Here is a 15,534-nt window from a genome sequence, read left to right as displayed (position 1 = left end):
GGGCCGGTGCGGTGCAATGACGACAACCGGCCGACCGAACGGAGCGTCGATGTCCACGGCCACCACCCGGGTCGGCCGCCGGGGAAGGCGTACGGCAGCCCCGTACGCCTTCCTCGCCCCGGCGGTGATCCTCTTCGTCCTCTTCGTCATCCTGCCGATCGGCTACGCGGGATACCTGAGCCTGCGAAAGGTGCAGGTGAGCGGCCTCGGGCTCGGCAGGGGCGCCCGGCGGGAGATCTTCGCCGGCCTGGAGAACTACCGCGAGGCGATCGGCGACCCGGAACTCTGGTCCGGCGGGTTGCGGGTGCTCGGCTACGGGGCACTGCTGGTGCCGACCATGCTCGGCCTGGCCCTGCTCTTCGCCCTGCTGCTGGACCGGCCCCGGGTCCGCTTCGGCCGGTTCTCCCGGACCGCCATCTTCCTCCCGTACGCGGTACCGGCGATCATCGCCAGCCTGCTCTGGGGGTTCCTCTACCTGCCGGCGACCAGCCCGGTCAACGACCTGCTGGCCTGGGTCGGGCTGCCCGAACCGGACCTGCTCGGCCGGGACTCCGTCTTCTTCGCGGTGGTCAACATCGCGCTCTGGGGCGGCGTCGGCTTCAACATGATCGTGCTGTACACCGCGCTCCGGGCGATCCCGCTGGAGCTGTACGAGTCGGCCCGGCTCGACGGCTGCTCCGAGGTGCAGATCGCGCTGCGGATCAAGATTCCGCTGCTGGTACCGGCGCTCGTGATGACCACGGTGTTCAGCATGATCGCCACCCTTCAGGTCTTCATCGAACCGATGGCGCTCCGCCCGCTGACCAACTCGATCTCGTCCACCTGGACGCCGCTGATGAAGGTCTACCGGGACGCCTTCGCCACCGACGACCCGTACGCCGCCGCAGCCACCTCGGTGCTGATCGCGGCCGTCACCCTGGTGCTCTCCTTCGGCTTCCTGCGGCTGGTGCAGAACCGGGCATTCGGACAGGAGCGCTGAGATGGCGACCAGAACCGCCGAGATCGTCACCCCGGGCCGGGCGCCCGCCACCCCGAGCGGACCGGCCGACGGGCCGGACCGGTCCCGCTGGTCGCAACTGGTGCCCACCGCCGTACTGCTGATCGGGGCGGTGTACTGCCTGCTGCCGGTGGTCTGGGTGCTGGTGGCGTCGACGAAGAGCGGGTCGACGCTCTTCACCAGTTTCACCTTCGCCCCGAGCACCTCGATGCTGGCGAACCTGACCGACCTGTCGACGTACGCGGACGGGATCTTCTGGCGGTGGATGCTCAACACCGCGTTCTACGCCGGGGTCGGCGGGGTGCTCTCCGCGCTGGTCTCCGGGCTGACCGGCTACACGCTGGCCAAGTACCGGTTCGCCGGCCGGTCGACGGTGTTCAACGTACTGCTCGCCGGAGTGCTGGTGCCGGGGATCATCCTGGCCGTCCCGCAGTACCTGCTGCTGGCGAAGGTCGGGCTCACCGACACGTACTGGTCGGTGCTGCTGCCGAGCATCGTCAGCCCGTACGGCATCTACCTGGCCCGGATCTACGCCGCCTCGGCGGTGCCGGACTCGGTGATCGAGGCTGCCCGGGTGGACGGCGCGAGCGAGTTCGGGATCTTCCGCCGGGTGGCGATGCCGATGATGGTGCCCGGACTGATCACCGTGTTCCTCTTCCAGTTCGTGGCCATCTGGAACAACTTCCTGCTGCCGTTCATCATGCTCGCCGACGACGACCGGTTCCCGGTCACGCTCGGGCTCTACACGTTGCTCAACCGGGGCTCGACCGAACCCGCGCTGTACCGGCTGGTGATCATCGGATCGCTGCTGTCGATCATTCCGCTGGTGGCCCTCTTCCTCTCCTTGCAGCGGTACTGGCGGGTGGACCTGATCTCCGGCTCGGTCAAGGCGTAGGCGAGGTGTGTCACAAGCTCCGGTGCCGCCGCCGGCTGCCGACCCGGGGACAATGACAGCGTGACCGCGCCCGACCGCAGCCGTAGCCGTACCCGCCGGACGAGGCCCCGCCCGACCATGGACGACGTGGCGGCGGTGGCCGGCGTCTCCCGGGGCACCGTCTCCCGGGTGCTCAACGGCGGGCACAACGTCAGCGGCCCGGCGCTGGAAGCCGTCCGGCGGGCGATCCGCAAGACCGGGTACGTGCTCAACCAGCACGCCCGGAGCCTGGTCACCCAGCGGTCGGACTCGGTCGCCTTCATCCTCTCCGAGCCGCAGGACCGGCTCTTCGAGGACCCGAACTTCAACATCCTGCTCCGGTGCTGCACCCAGGAGCTGGCCGAGCACGACATCACCCTGCTGCTGACGATCGCCGGTACCCAGGAGGACCGCAAGCGGGTCGGCCGGTACGTCACCGCCGGGCACGTGGACGGCGCGCTGGTGATCTCCAGCCACGCCGGCAGCCCGCTGCTGGACGAACTCGACTCCCGGGGCCTGCCCTTCGTCGCCGTCGGCCGCCCGCTCGGCCGGGACCGCGACGTCAGCTACGTCGCCGCCGACGACCGGGGCGGCGCCCGGCAGATGGTCAGCTACCTGCGCTCGCGGGGGCACCGGAGCATCGGCACCATCACCGGCCCGCTGGACACCTCCGGCGGGGTGGACCGGCTCGCCGGCTACCACGACGTGCTGGGCGAGGTCGACCCCCGGCTGGTGGTGACCGGCGACTACACGCACGACGCCGGCGAGGCGGCGATGGAGCGGCTGCTGCGCCAGGTTCCGGAGCTGGACGCCGTCTTCGTCAGCTCCGACCTGATGGCCACCGGCGCGATGGCCGCGCTGCGCCGGGCCGGCAAGCGGATCCCGGACGACGTCGCGGTCGGCGGCTTCGACGACTCCAAGGTCGCCACCACCTCCGTACCGCGACTGACCACCATCCGGCAGCCGTGGGCCCGGATCAGCGCCGAGATGGTCCGGCTGCTCCTCGGGCACCTGGCCGGCGACTCGCACGCGGCGGTCATCCTCCCCACCGAGCTGGTGATCCGGGAGTCCGCGTAACGGGCGGGATGTCCGGACCCGCCCGGGGCCGGCGCGGTGATCCGGCCCGTCCCCCGGCCGATGATCTGGCACGCTGGTAGGCGTGCTGATGGTGCCGGTACGCCAGCTCGGAGAGGCCGAACGCGGCGCGGTGGAGCGGATCCTCGACCTCGACCCCTACGCCGCCGCGCAGGTGGCCGAGCGGGTCGCCGCGAACGGCCTGTCCTGGTGGCGGGCGGACGGTCGGGTGCTCGGCTACGGCACCCGGGACAACCTCGAGTCGCTCTGCTGGCTGGGCGGCCAGGTCACCCCGGTCTGCGCCGGCCGGCCCGCGATCGCCGCCTTCGCCGAGGCGCTCGGTGCCGAGGAGCGCACCTGCTCGTCGATCGTCGGCCGGGCGGACGGGGTGCTCGGGCTCTGGGAGCGGCTCTCCGGCCGGTGGGGACCGGCCCGGGACGTACGCCCGAACCAGCCGCTGCTGGCGACCGGGACGGCGCCGCAGGTGGCGCCCGACCCGGACGTGCACCCGGTGCGGGCGGGTGAGATCGACGCGCTCTTTCCGGCGGCGGTGGCGATGTACACCGAGGAGGTGGGCGTGTCGCCGCTGGCCGAGGATGGCGGGCGGGCCTACCGGCAGCGGGTGGCCGAACTGGTCCGGGCCCGCCGGGCGTACGCCCGGATCGTCGACGGTCAGGTGATCTTCAAGGCCGAGCTGGCGGTCGTCACCCGGCGCACCGCGCAGATCCAGGGGGTCTGGGTCGACCCGGCCTGGCGGGGGCGGGGGATCGGCGTCGCCGCCATGGCCGCGGTGGTCCGGGACGCGCTGGCCCGGGTCGCCCCCACGGTGAGCCTCTACGTCAACGACTACAACGCCCCGGCCCGCCGGGTCTACGAGCGCTGCGGGTTCCGCTCGGTAGGCACCTTCGCCACCGTGCTCTTCTGACGCTGGTCACCAGGCCCGAAGGTACTGGTCCGGGGTGTGCACGGCGGCGCCGAGCCGGTCCGCCGCCCGGCGCGGCCAGTACGGGTCGCGCAGCAGCTCCCGGCCGAGCAGCACCAGATCGGCGTCGCCGCTCGCGACGATCGCCTCGGCGTGTTCCGGCTCGCTGATCAACCCGACCGCCCCGGTCCGCACCCCGGCATCCCGGCGCACCTGCGCGGCGAGCGGCACCTGGTAACCGGGGCCGAGCGGGATCTCGGCGTCGGGCACGTTGCCGCCGGAGGAGCAGTCCACCAGGTCGGCGCCGGCCTCGACGAGCAGCTTGGCCAGCAGCACGCTGTCGGCCGGGGTCCAGCCGCCCGGCACCCAGTCGGTGGCCGAGATCCGGACCAGCACCGGTACGTCCTCGCCGACGGCCGCCCGGACCGTACGCGTCACCTCCAGGGCGAGCCGGCTGCGCCCGGCAAGGTCGCCGCCGTACGGGTCGGTGCGGGTGTTGACCAGCGGGGAGAGGAACTCGTGCAGCAGGTAGCCGTGCGCGGCGTGGATCTCGACCGCCCGGAAACCGGCGTCCAGGGCCCGCGCGGCGGCCCGCCCGAACGCCTCGACCACCCGGTCGATCCCGGCCCGGTCCAGGGCGGCCGGGGTCCGGTACGCCGGGACGAACGGCTCGGTGCCCGGACCGACCGGGGTCCAGCCGCCCTCCTCGTCCGGCACCCCGCCCTTCAGCTTCGACCAGGGCCAGTAGGTCGACGCCTTGCGGCCGGCGTGCGCGAGCTGCACCGCCGGCACCGCACCCGCCCCGGCGACGAACGACGTGATCGGCCGCCAGGCGTCGACATGGGCGTCCGACCAGAGCCCGGTGTCCCGGGGGCTGATCCGGCCCTCGGGTACGACCGCGGTCGCCTCGCTGATCACCAACCCGACCCCGCCCACCGCCCGGGAACCGAGGTGGACCCGGTGCCAGTCGGTGGGCAGCCCGTCCGGCCCCGCCGAGTACTGGCACATCGGGGACATCACGATCCGGTTCGGCAGCGTCACACCGCGCAGCGTCAACGGGCTGAACAGCTCACTCATCCTCGCCTCTCTCCTTGCTGCCCGTCCGGGGCGCCGGAAACGGATCGTGGCCCCCCACCGCCTGCCAAGGGCGGGTGGGGGACCACGATCACCGTAACGTCAGGCCGGTTGCGGGGCCGGGTCCCGGTCCCGGACCGGCTGTTCGGCCGGAGGCTCCTCGTCGAGGATCTCCCGCCGGCCGGCCGAGTCGTACGCGGCCCGGTCCAGTACGCCCTCCCGGGCGGCGACCACGGTCGGCACCAGTGCCTGCCCGGCGACGTTGGTGGCGGTGCGGATCATGTCCAGGATCGGGTCGATGGCGAGCAGCAGACCCGCCCCGGCCAGCGGCAGGCCCAGCGTGCTCAGGGTCAGGGTGAGCATCACCAGCGCGCCGGTCAGCCCGGCGGTGGCGGCCGAGCCGACCACCGAGACGAAGGCGATCAGCAGGTAGTCCAGCGGGCTCAGGCTGACCCCGAAGACCTGGGCGACGAAGATCGCGGCGAGCGCCGGGTAGATCGCGGCGCAACCGTCCATCTTGGTGGTCGCGCCGAACGGCACCGCGAACGAGGCGTACTCGCGGGGCACGCCGATCTGCTCCACCGAGCGCTGGGTCACCGGCATGGTGCCGACCGACGAGCGGGAGACGAAGGCCAGCTCGATCGCCGGCCAGGTGCCGGCGTAGAAACGCAGCGGGTTCAGCCTGCCGGCGACGAGCAGCACCAGCGGGTAGACCACCAGCAGCACGATCGCGCAGCCGACGTAGACCGCGGTGGTGAACTTGGCCAGCGGCGCCAGCAGGTCCCACCCGTACGCCTCGACGGCGTGGCCGATCAGGCCCAGCGTGCCGATCGGGGCGAGCCGGATCAGCCACCACAGCGCCTTCTGGGTGATCGCCAGCAGTGCCCGGTTGAAGTTGACGAACGGTTCGGCGGCGGCGCCGACCAGCAGCGACGCGATCCCGGCGACGACGGCCAGGAAGACGATCTGGAGCACGTTGTTCTCGACGAAGGCACCGACCGGGTTCTCCGGGATGATGCCGGTGAGGAAGTCGGTCCACGAGCCGGTCCGCTCGGGCGCCTTGGCCCCGGCGACGTCCAGGGTGACGCCCCGGCCGGGGTCGACCAGCAGGCCGAGCCCGATGCCGACGCCGACCGCGATCAGCGCGGTGATGCCGAACCAGAGCAGGGTCTTCAGCGCCAGCCGGGCGGCGTTCGCCACCCCGCGCAGGCTGACCACGCTGACCACCAGGGCGGTGAAGACCAGTGGGGGTACGGCGAGCCGCAGCAGCTGGACGAAGATGCTGCCGATCTGGTCGAGGGTGGTGCCGAGCCAGGAGAGATCGGCGGCCCGGGCCAGGTAGCCCAGCGCGATGCCGAGAACCAGGCCGGCGAGGATCTGTGCCGAGAAGGGAATTTTGCGAAGAGCCGATGTCATAGGGAAGTCCCAGGGGTCTGGATCCGGCGGGGCGGTCGACGGCCGGGTACGCCGGATTGGCGGTCTGTAGGTCGGCGGAGAACGCGTCAGCCGCGACAGCAGCCGCTGGCCTGTAGTCGGAGGTCGACATACAGGCGCACGGTCAGGAACCAGACATTGGTCATCGTCAGGAGACGATACGACGCCCGAGCCGGTAATGAAAGGACGGACCGTCGTGAGGCGCCTTACAGCCGGCCCGGGCCTCCCCGGCCGGGTGGCCCGGCACGCCGGCCCCGGGCCGGGGCGCCCGCCGGTCGGCGCGGTGGCGCCACCCCGGCCGGTCTCCGGGACAGCCCGAGGGCGAACGCGGTCGCGACCCCCCAGGCGGCCAGGTCGAGCAGGAGGAGCCGCTCGACCGTGCCCATCAGGACGCTCCGGCCGACCAGCAGCAGGGTGAGGCCGGCGACGGCCGCCAGCGGCAGCGCGACCGCGGCGGCGGCCATCGAGATCCCGCGCAGCGGCCGGGTCGCGCCGGCCGTCCCGGCCACCGTCAGCATCGCGAAGACCGTGCCGGCCACCGCCGCGATGCTGGCGCCGCCGTGCACCACGTCGGCCAGGGTCACCCGGTCGAAGGGCGGCAGCGGGCAGGCGGACCGGCAGCTCACCCCGGCCGAGAGGACCGTGGCAACCGCGCTCGCCACCAGCAGCCCGGTCGCCAGCCGCGACACGGTGGGCAGGGCCGCGCCGAGCAGTATCTGCCCGGCGGCGGTGGCCAGCAGGCCGATCCGGTACGTCCAGACGGTCGTACTGCCCGAGGCGCCGGCCTCGCTGACGTACGCGGCGAGTTCCGGGGCCGGGCCGCCGAGCACGGCGACGGCGACGGCGACCGTACCGGGCAGCGTGCAGGCCGCCGCGGCGAGCGCGGCGGCAGAGGGCCGGGCCGGGCGGGCGATCCGGTGCGGTGACCGGCCGCCCGGTCGGACGACCGGGCCATCGATACCGGTCTCCCGGACGACCTCTGCCTGCGCCATGCGGCCAAACCTATCCCGGCGCCGTACGGCCGGTAGAAGATCCGCTGGGCAGGCCCTAAAGTGTGGGTCGATCACCACGACCCCGCCGGGTTCGTCGGCGCTTCCTCCGGGTGGAGGTCGTGGCCGACAGCCCCTGCACGGGCCGGAGTGACGAGCTGAGGCGGACATGCGACTTCCGGACGGGCTACCCGCGGACATCGACCTGACCAGGCCCAGCGCCGCCCGGGTCTACGACTACTTCCTCGGCGGCGCGCACAACTTCGAGATCGACCGGCAGCTCGCCGAGCAGATCGCCGGGATGACACCGAACCTGGCCGAGACGATGCGGGCCGGCCGGGCGTTCCTGCGCCGGGGCGTACGGATGCTGGTCGGCGAGGGCATCGACCAGTTCCTCGACATCGGCTCGGGCATCCCGACCGTCGGAAACGTCCACGAGGTCGCCCAGGCGCTCAACCCGACCGCCCGGATCGCCTACGTCGACATCGACCCGGTGGCGGTGGCGCACAGCCGGTCGATCCTGGCCGGCAACGAGTACACCGGGGTGATCCACGCCGACCTGCGGGAGCCGGAGCGGATCCTCGCCGAGGCCGAGAAACTCGGGGTGATCGACTTCAGTCGCCCGGTCGCCGTACTGCTGGCCGGGGTGGTGCACTTCATCCCGGACTCGGACCATCCGCAGGAGATCCTGGCCACCCTGCGCGCCGCCACGGTCCCCGGCAGCTACCTGCTGCTCTCGCACTCCACCCACGAGGACCAGCCCAGGGAGATGCTCGACGCACAGCGGCTCTCCGCCCGCACGTCGACCGAGATCACACTCCGCTCCCGGGCCGAGATCACCGCCTTCTTCGGCGACTTCACCATCCTCGAACCGGGCGTGGTGCACATGCCGCTGTGGCGACCCGACGAACCCACCGACCCGGGGGAGCATCCGGAGCGGCTCGGCGCGTTCGGCGGGGTGGGCCGGCACGACCACGGCGCGGGTTAGTAGTGGCCGCCTCCGTCGCCGACCCGGGGTTCGACCCGTCCGGCGCGCGGCTGTACGCGCAACGCTGGGCCCGGGAGGTGGCCCGGTGCGGTTTCGTGGCGACGAGTACGCCGGAGAACGAGCGGCTGCTGCTGGCCCAGGGCGTACGACTCGCCGAGGCGGTACTGGCCGAACCGTTCACCGCGCAGCCGGGGTACGACGTCGGCCGAGCCCTGGTCGACGCCCACCTCACCGAGCCGGGCGTGCTGGACTGGTCGGTACGCGCCCTCGGCGAGCAGTTCCGGGCCGTCGTCCTGCCCGGCCTGCCCGAGCCGACGGCGGCACCCCGGGTCGCCGCCCTCCAGGGTGCCCTGTCGGCGGGTTTCGCCGCCGCGCTGCGCCAGCGCACACTGCGCGAGCAGGAGCGGATCGGCCAGGCCGCCTGGGAGGCCCGGGACAGGGTCGAGCAGGCGCTGCGGGACAGCGAGGCGCGATTCCGGGCGGTCTTCGTCGACGCCGCGATCGGGATCGGCATCGCCGACCTCGACGGGCAGATCATCGACGTCAACCGGGCCTTCGCCGAACTGCTCGGCTATTCCGTGGCCGAGCTGCGGAAGATCAACGTGGCCGCGCTGTTCCACCAGGATGACGCGGCCGGGATGTGGGAGCTGTACCAGGAACTGATCGAGGGCAAGCAGGACGCCGTACGGGTCGAGAAGCGCTACTACCGCAAGGACGGCAGCGCGGTCTGGACCGATCTCGCGGTCTCGCTGATCCGGCACGACGACGGGCGGCCCCGGTTCACCGTGGCGATGGTGGAGGACATCACCGAACGGCACCAGCTCCAGCAGCGGCTGCGCTACCAGGCGTCACACGACCCGCTGACCGGGCTGCCGAACCGTACCCTCTTCTTCGAGCGCCTCGGGGAGGTCTTCGCCACCGGCGGACCGGACGACCGGGTCGGGATCTGCTTCCTCGACCTGGACGGCTTCAAGGCGGTCAACGACAGCCTCGGGCACGACCTCGGCGACAACCTGCTGGTCACGGTGGCCCGGCGGCTCGCCGACTGCGTGGCCGGGCAGGGGCATCTGGTCGCCCGGATGGGCGGCGACGAGTTCGTGATCCTGATCGACCACAACGCCGGCTGCCGGGCGGTCAAGGCGGTGGCCGACCTCGCGCTGGCGGCGGTCGCCGAGCCGGTGCAGATCGGCGAGCACCGGCTGTCGGTGTCGGCCAGCATCGGCGTGGTCTCCGGACCGCTCGCCACCACCTCGGTCGCCGAGTTGATGAAGGCCGCGGACGTCACCCTCTACTGGGCCAAGGCGGAGGGCCGGAGCCGGTGGGTGAGCTACGACCCGGCGCGGCGGGCTCGGGAGCAGACCCGGTCGTCCCTGGTCGCCGGCATGTCGGCGGGGCTCGCCCGGGGCGAGTTCACGGTGGACTACCAGCCGATCGTGACCCTTGCCGACGAGTCGATCTGCGCGGTGGAGGCGCTGGTCCGGTGGCGGCATCCGGAGCTGGGACTGCTCGGCCCGGACGAGTTCATCGGCCTGGCCGAGGAGACCGGTCTGATCGTCGAACTCGGCCGCTGGGTGCTGACCCGGGCCTGCGAGGCGGCCAGCCGGTGGCACCGGGAGTTCGCCGACGCCCGGCTGGTGGTCAGCGTGAACCTGGCCGCCCGGCAGGCCCGCGACCCGGTGATCGTCGGCACGGTCTCGGAGGTGCTGCGCCAGACGGAACTCCCGGCCGACCTGCTGCAACTCGAACTCACCGAGAGCGCGATGATGGCCACCGCCGGCGAGCCGCTGCCCGCGCTGCGCCGGCTGGCCGCTCTCGGGGTACGGCTGGCGATCGACGACTTCGGCACCGGCTACTCCAACCTGGCGTACCTGCGCCGGCTGCCGATCCACAATCTCAAGCTCGCCGGCCCGTTCGTCGAGGGGATCCGGTCCAGCGACCGGCAGGGCCTGGTGGACGGCCGCATCGTCGACGCGCTGGTGCGGCTGGCCCACGCCCTCGGGTTGACCGTCACCGCCGAGGCGGTGGAGACGCTCGGCCAGGCGGACCAGCTCCGGGCGCTGGGCTGCGACGCCGCCCAGGGCCGCTACTTCGCCGCGCCGGCCCCGGAGGACGAGATCACCAGGTGGCTGACCGCCCGCGCCGAGCGGCGCCGGGAGGATGCCGTCTGAGGCCGGGAGGATGCCGTCGTGGGCCGGGGTGGCGGATCGGTGTGGATCGAGCCGGTAGGGCACCCTGGGAAGGGTGGATATGACCGACACCGAGTCAGTGGTGACCCTCCTGTGTGGCGTGACGATCGTGATCGGCGTTTGCGGGGTGATCGTGCCGATCATCCCCGGGCTGATCCTGTGCTGGCTGGGCGTGGTGGTCTGGTCGTTCTTCGGCGACGGCGAGGGCTTCGGCCGCTGGGTGGTGCTCGGTCTGGCCACCGTGATCGCGGTACTCGGCACGACGATCAAGTATCTCTGGCCGGGGCGGAACCTCAAGCGCAGCGGGGTGCCGACGATGTCGTTGCTGGCCGGGGGCGTACTCGGGCTGGTCGGGTTCTTCGTGGTGCCGGTGGTCGGGTTGGTGCTCGGCTTCGTACTCGGGCTATGGCTCGCCGAACTGGCCCGGCTCGGGGACGCGAAGCAGGCGTGGCCGTCCACCCGGCACGCGCTCTCGGCGGTCGGGCTCGCCCTGCTGGTCGAGTTGGCGGCGGCGCTCGGCATCACCGGCGTCTGGCTGGTCGGCCTCGTCCTCACCTGAGCGCGGCCGGACGGGCAGGATCGTCGCGGTCGGTCGGTCGGCCCGGGTGCGGTGCTGTGCGGTGCGGCGGCGCGGGGCGGGCGCTGGCACGACCTGCGTCGTACCCGATGAGAGAGGTGACCGCGCCCCGCGCCGCCGCGGGAGGCCGGGTTGTCCGAGAACCCGGCGTCGGGCCCCGGGCGGGGCCCTTCGGGTCCGGCGGTCGCCGGACCGGCGCGCCGAGATCGCGCGCGATGTCGTCCGGTCAGGCCAGGGACCCGGCACGCCGACATCGGCGGCGTGCGGTGTGTGCTTCCTGCCATGTCACGCCTTGAATCATGCGACCGAAAGGGCAGCTGGGCAACGCAATTACCGGCGTCGACGCCCTCGGCGCGGCGGCTCCGACCGGCTCAGGTGGCGGCGATCTCCAGCTCGGGGACGTGCTCGGTGCCGGCGGCCAGCACCGCTGCGGCGAGCACCGGCGGCAGCCCGGCCCGGGCCGCCAGCCGGTCCACGGTGACCTGCTGCCGGCCGAGGAGTTCGACCGCCTTGCCGAGCAGGGACGGTTGCTCGCGGGGCCCGAGGTCGCCCGGCTCCGGGAAGCCCCACTGGGCGAGCAGCGCCATCCCGCGCCGATAGGTGTGCTCCCGGTAGACGCCGAGTTCGTGGCCCCGGTAGACCAGCGCCTTCAGGCTGATCCCCCAGCGGCGCTTGAGTTCGTGCAGCCGGTCGAAGTCGAGCCGGGGCGGCAGTTCGTCGCGCAGTGCCGTGCTCGGGGCCAGGAACTCCGAGGCGAAGGCGGTGGCCTGCCGTTCCAGGAGCTGGCTGCCCGGTTCGGCGTCGTGGTGCATCAGCAGGTGGCCCAGCTCGTGCGCGGCGTCCATCCGGGACCGGGCGTGGTCGTCCTTGCCCGGGTTGAGGAAGACGAACGGACGCTGGCCGTACCAGTGCGAGAAGGCGTCGACCCGCTCGGAGACGTCCGGCAGGGCGAGCACGATCACTCCGGCCGACTCCAGCAGCCGCACCATGTGTGGCACCGGGGCGGCCCCGAGCGCGAACGCGTCCCGGGCGGTGACGGCGGCGGCGCGTACGTCCTCCGGGCCGGTCGGCTCGGCCAGCTCCAGGTGCGGCAACCGGAGCCGGGGCAGCCGGAGCTGCCGCTCGACCACCTCCACCACCCGCCAGGCGAGTTCGCCGAACGCCTCCGCCTGGTCCCGTTCGGCCTGGCTGGTGGTGCGCAGGCTGCGGAAGTGCGCCTGTCCGGAGGTGACCGGCACGCCGAAGCCGGCGGCGAAGAACTCGACCGGCATGGAGAGCGCCAGGGCCAGCCGGGCCAGCGTCGCCGCCGACGGGCGGGCCTGGCCCAGCTCGTACTGGCTGACCGCAGCGGCGGTGACCCCGACCTGCCGGGCCAGCTCGTTCTTGCGCATCCGTCGCCACCGGCGGGCCAGGGCGAAGGCGTGCGGCGCGAATGCGGCGGCGGCTGCGGCGGCGGGTACCGGCGGTCGGGGCCGGCCCGTCACGCGGACCGCTCGGCCGGACGGCCGAACAACCCGGAGCCGGACGACCGGGACCCGGCGGCGCCGAACCCGCTGCCCGGGTCACCGGGCTGGAGGGCCAGCAGGTCCAGTTCGGGGATCGGCAGCTCGTCGGTGCGGGGCTGCGGCACCGCCCCCTCGACGATCGGCAGCGGCGCCCCGGCGGTGGCCGGCTCACCGAACCAGAGGCGCACCTCGAACCAGGGCGAGCCGCTGTCCCGGTTGTCCCGGGGCAGCCCGATGTAGGCGACCGCCTCGCCGGTGACGATGTCGCCGGTGTGCGCGATCCGGATGTGCCGTTTCGGCGGCACCACCTCGGCGAAGACCTCGGGGAACTGCCCCTCGTCGTCGAAGGCGAGCTGCCCGTCGCGGCTGTTCTCCACCGCGCCGCCGAGCCGGGCCTCGCTGCCCTCCCAGCGGATCGACTCGATCCCGCCCTGCAAGGAGTAGAGCCGGACGACGTAGCCGGCGCAGAGGACCTCCAGCGAGTTGTCCTCCAGCCGGACCCGGATGCCGTCCAGCCCTTCGAACTCGGCCTTGCCGAGGTTGGTCAGGTTGCGCCAGACGGTGGTGCCGAAGCTCATCGCGTCGTCGCCGAGTTCCGGCTCGTGCCGGTCGGCGGCGCGCCGGTAGACCTGCTGGATGAGTCGACCCAGCCGGTCCAGCACGCCCCGCTCGTCCAGCACCGCCACCGCGTCACCCAGCAAGCTCATGTGGGAAAACCTAGCCGAAACCCCGGATGATATTGCCGAAATCAAGTGCCGACACGCCACGGCGCTGCCGGGACGGCCGGTCGCCGGGCCGGTGCCGGGCCTGGAGGACGATCTGGTCGACCGGCGGTGGTCAGCCGGACTTCACGGCGGCGATCGCGGCCGGGGCGTCGGCGTGCACCCGTTCCCGCAGCAGGGCCAGCACGCCCAGCGCGGCCAGGGCCCGCCGATGCTCGGGCCGGATTCCGGAGAGGTGCACGGTGATGTTCCGGTCGTGCAGGTCCTCGACCGCCTCGCGCAGCGCCAGCGCGCCGGAGGCGTCGATGGCGGTGACCCGGGAGAGCCGCAACAGCACCACGTCGACCCCGTCGATCCGGGCGAGCGCCTGTCGCAGGTGGTGCGCGGCGGCGAAGAAGAGCGGTCCGCTCGGCCGGTACACGGCGAAGTGCGGCAGGTGCTCGTCGTGCGGTACCCGGTCGACCCGCATCGAGCCGGCGACCTTGCGCAGGGCCAGGCCACCGGCGACGACCAGGCCGAGGAGTACGGCGGCCACCAGGTCCAGCAGCACCGTGGCGCCGGCGGTGAGCGCCAGGACGAGCGCGTCGGACCGGCCGGCCCGGGCCAGCGCGCGCAAGGTACCCAGGTGCACCATCCGGACGGCGGTCGCCAGCAGTACCCCGGCGAGCGCCGCGATCGGGATGCCGGCGACCAGTGGGGCGGCCGCGAGCATGATCACCGCGAGGACGAGCGCGTGTGACAGCGCGGCGAGCCGGGACACCGCTCCGGCCCGTACGTTGACGGCGGTCCGGGCGATGGCCGCGGTGGCCGGTACCCCGCCGAAGAGCGGCGTGACGATGTTGGCGATGCCCTGCCCGAAGAGTTCCCGGTCGGGGTGGTGCCGCTCGCCGCGCCGCATCCCGTCGGCGACGGTGGCGGAGAGCAGCGATTCCAGGGCCGCCAGCGCCGCGACGGCGACCGCCGAGGTGAGCAGCGCGCCGACGGCGTCGAGCCGGAGGAACGCCAGCGAGGGCTGGGGCAGGGTTGCCGGCAGCGCACCGATCCGGGCGAGGTCGACGTGCCAGACCTGGGCGCAGACGGTCGCCGCCCCGACCGCGAGCAGGGCGGCCGGCACCTGGGGCCACCGCTTCAGCACGATCAGGACCAGGGCCGCGACGCCGGCCGAGAAGGCCACCGACGGCCAGTGCGGCTGCGCGGCGAACGCCGCCACCGCGCGTACCGCGACCGTCAGGACCTGCTCGCCGTGTGCCGGCACCCCGAGCGCGGACGGAACCTGCTGGAGAAAGATGATCACCGCGATGCCGGCGGTGAAGCCCTCCACCACCGGCGCGGGGACGAACCGCGCGTACCGCCCGGCGCGGGCGATGGCGAGGCCGACCAGGATCAGGCCGGCGAGCAGCCCGACGGTGAGCACCCCGCCGGGCCCGTACCGCGCGACGATCGGCACGAGTACGACGGTCATCGCCCCGGTCGGCCCGGAGACCTGGAGGTTGGAGCCGCCGAAGACGGCGGCCAGCGAGCCGGCCACGATGGCGGTGGCCAGTCCGGCCGCGGCGCCGAGTCCGGAGGCGACGCCGAAGCCGAGCGCCAGGGGGAGCGCGACCACCGCGACGGTGAGCCCGGCCAGCAGGTCGGCGCGGGGATTTCGGCGTACGGCGGCCAGGTCGGCCCGGCCGGGCAGCAGGCCGAGGAGTCCGGCCCGGCCGCCACCGTCACCGCTCACTCGGTTTCCACCGTCAGTGAGGCCAGCAGTTCGGCCTGGCCCTGCAACATCTCGGTGAGGATCCGCCGGGCGGCTCGCATCAGGTCCGCCACGTCCGGGCCGGCGAGGGCGTAGACGACGGTCGCACCCTCCCGGCTGGAGACGACGATTCCGGCCCGGCGCAGCACCGCGAGCTGCTGGGAGAGGTTGGAGGCCTCCACCTGGGTCTCGGCGAGCAGCTCGCGGACCGGTCGGGGGCCGTCGCCGAGGAGTTCGAGTACCCGGATCCGGATCGGATGCCCCAGCATCCGGAAGAACTCGGCCTTGGCCTGGTACAGCGGAACCTGCATGTGAGCAATTGAAGACTTCTTCAAATGGTCGGATCGATGCCCCCGGCGGAATCGTGATCCCGCTCACTCGGCCGGCATCGGTTGACGTGGATCTTCGGTAG

14 protein-coding genes are annotated in these 15,534 nt (G+C 73.0%); 7 read left to right on the top strand and 7 right to left on the bottom strand.

The genetic code is table 11. The annotated features are described in order from the left end of the window. The first annotated feature begins 49 nt into the window (after positions 1–49). The 4 genes from V1634_RS07785 to V1634_RS07770 all read left to right on the top strand — a co-directional run bounded on the left by V1634_RS07785 (position 50) and on the right by V1634_RS07770 (position 3,909). Positions 50–979, top strand: coding sequence for a carbohydrate ABC transporter permease (locus V1634_RS07785; RefSeq protein ID WP_331207059.1), 930 nt, complete (start codon positions 50–52; stop codon positions 977–979). Position 980: 1 nt separating this feature from the next. Next, the gene (locus V1634_RS07780) at positions 981–1,892 is read left to right on the top strand and encodes a carbohydrate ABC transporter permease (RefSeq protein WP_331207058.1); all 912 of its coding nucleotides are present in this window, start codon (positions 981–983) and stop codon (positions 1,890–1,892) included. 60 nt (positions 1,893–1,952) lie between these two features. Further along, positions 1,953–2,987 (top strand): LacI family DNA-binding transcriptional regulator, encoded by a 1,035-nt coding sequence (locus V1634_RS07775; protein ID WP_331207057.1) that lies wholly within the window; start codon positions 1,953–1,955, stop codon positions 2,985–2,987. A gap of 82 nt (positions 2,988–3,069) precedes the next feature. Then, positions 3,070–3,909 carry a GNAT family N-acetyltransferase gene (locus V1634_RS07770; protein WP_331207056.1) on the top strand — a complete coding sequence of 280 codons (840 nt, stop codon included), beginning with the start codon at positions 3,070–3,072 and terminating at the stop codon, positions 3,907–3,909. A gap of 6 nt (positions 3,910–3,915) precedes the next feature. On the opposite strand, the gene V1634_RS07765 is transcribed toward V1634_RS07770, so the two are convergent. The 3 genes from V1634_RS07765 to V1634_RS07755 all read right to left on the bottom strand — a co-directional run bounded on the left by V1634_RS07765 (position 3,916) and on the right by V1634_RS07755 (position 7,406). Beyond that, positions 3,916–4,983 (bottom strand): NADH:flavin oxidoreductase/NADH oxidase, encoded by a 1,068-nt coding sequence (locus V1634_RS07765; RefSeq protein WP_331207055.1) that lies wholly within the window; start codon positions 4,981–4,983, stop codon positions 3,916–3,918. A 99-nt stretch (positions 4,984–5,082) separates the two neighbouring features. Further along, complete coding sequence (locus tag V1634_RS07760) at positions 5,083–6,396, bottom strand: dicarboxylate/amino acid:cation symporter (RefSeq protein ID WP_331207054.1); 1,314 nt, start codon at positions 6,394–6,396, stop codon at positions 5,083–5,085. 224 nt (positions 6,397–6,620) lie between these two features. Further along, positions 6,621–7,406: a DUF998 domain-containing protein gene (locus V1634_RS07755; protein WP_331207053.1), complete on the bottom strand. Its 786-nt coding sequence runs from the start codon at positions 7,404–7,406 to the stop codon at positions 6,621–6,623. 166 nt (positions 7,407–7,572) lie between these two features. Here V1634_RS07755 and V1634_RS07750 point away from each other — a divergent pair, with 166 nt between their 5' ends. The 3 genes from V1634_RS07750 to V1634_RS07740 all read left to right on the top strand — a co-directional run bounded on the left by V1634_RS07750 (position 7,573) and on the right by V1634_RS07740 (position 11,136). After that, positions 7,573–8,391, top strand: a complete 819-nt coding sequence (locus V1634_RS07750) for an SAM-dependent methyltransferase (RefSeq protein ID WP_331207052.1) — start codon at positions 7,573–7,575, stop codon at positions 8,389–8,391. Between the two features lie 2 nt (positions 8,392–8,393). After that, positions 8,394–10,559 (top strand): putative bifunctional diguanylate cyclase/phosphodiesterase, encoded by a 2,166-nt coding sequence (locus tag V1634_RS07745; protein ID WP_331207051.1) that lies wholly within the window; start codon positions 8,394–8,396, stop codon positions 10,557–10,559. A 73-nt stretch (positions 10,560–10,632) separates the two neighbouring features. Beyond that, on the top strand, positions 10,633–11,136 hold the full coding sequence (locus tag V1634_RS07740) for a DUF456 domain-containing protein (RefSeq protein WP_107258509.1): 504 nt from the start codon (positions 10,633–10,635) through the stop codon (positions 11,134–11,136). Positions 11,137–11,525: 389 nt separating this feature from the next. Here the strand turns inward: V1634_RS07740 and V1634_RS07735 are convergent, their stop codons facing one another. The 4 genes from V1634_RS07735 to V1634_RS07720 all read right to left on the bottom strand — a co-directional run bounded on the left by V1634_RS07735 (position 11,526) and on the right by V1634_RS07720 (position 15,433). Continuing rightward, positions 11,526–12,638, bottom strand: a complete 1,113-nt coding sequence (locus tag V1634_RS07735; RefSeq protein ID WP_331207049.1) for an XRE family transcriptional regulator — start codon at positions 12,636–12,638, stop codon at positions 11,526–11,528. Further along, positions 12,635–13,366: a hypothetical protein gene (locus V1634_RS07730; protein ID WP_331207048.1), complete on the bottom strand. Its 732-nt coding sequence runs from the start codon at positions 13,364–13,366 to the stop codon at positions 12,635–12,637. Before V1634_RS07730 ends, V1634_RS07735 begins: the two co-directional genes overlap by 4 nt. A gap of 130 nt (positions 13,367–13,496) precedes the next feature. Beyond that, entirely contained in the window at positions 13,497–15,104 is a 1,608-nt protein-coding gene (locus V1634_RS07725) for a SulP family inorganic anion transporter (RefSeq protein ID WP_331207047.1), read from the bottom strand. Further along, a complete protein-coding gene (locus V1634_RS07720; protein WP_331207046.1) occupies positions 15,101–15,433 on the bottom strand; it encodes an ArsR/SmtB family transcription factor in 333 nt (110 codons plus the stop codon). Before V1634_RS07720 ends, V1634_RS07725 begins: the two co-directional genes overlap by 4 nt. Positions 15,434–15,534: the final 101 nt, after the last annotated feature.

This window comes from Plantactinospora veratri, assembly GCF_036421995.1.
Lineage (GTDB): Bacteria > Actinomycetota > Actinomycetes > Mycobacteriales > Micromonosporaceae > Plantactinospora > Plantactinospora veratri.
This window is presented reverse-complemented; position numbering and strand designations above follow the sequence as displayed.

Bases quoted from the DNA above. Each gene is read 5' to 3' on its own strand.
- V1634_RS07785 (WP_331207059.1), top strand. From the start codon at position 50: ATGTCCACGGCCACCACCCGGGTCGGCCGCCGGGGAAGGCGTACGGCA.
- V1634_RS07780 (WP_331207058.1), top strand. From the start codon at position 981: ATGGCGACCAGAACCGCCGAGATCGTCACCCCGGGCCGGGCGCCCGCC.
- V1634_RS07765 (WP_331207055.1), bottom strand. From the start codon at position 4,983: ATGAGTGAGCTGTTCAGCCCGTTGACGCTGCGCGGTGTGACGCTGCCG.
- V1634_RS07760 (WP_331207054.1), bottom strand. From the start codon at position 6,396: ATGACATCGGCTCTTCGCAAAATTCCCTTCTCGGCACAGATCCTCGCC.
- V1634_RS07755 (WP_331207053.1), bottom strand. From the start codon at position 7,406: ATGGCGCAGGCAGAGGTCGTCCGGGAGACCGGTATCGATGGCCCGGTC.
- V1634_RS07750 (WP_331207052.1), top strand. From the start codon at position 7,573: ATGCGACTTCCGGACGGGCTACCCGCGGACATCGACCTGACCAGGCCC.
- V1634_RS07730 (WP_331207048.1), bottom strand. From the start codon at position 13,366: ATGAGCTTGCTGGGTGACGCGGTGGCGGTGCTGGACGAGCGGGGCGTG.
- V1634_RS07720 (WP_331207046.1), bottom strand. From the start codon at position 15,433: ATGCAGGTTCCGCTGTACCAGGCCAAGGCCGAGTTCTTCCGGATGCTG.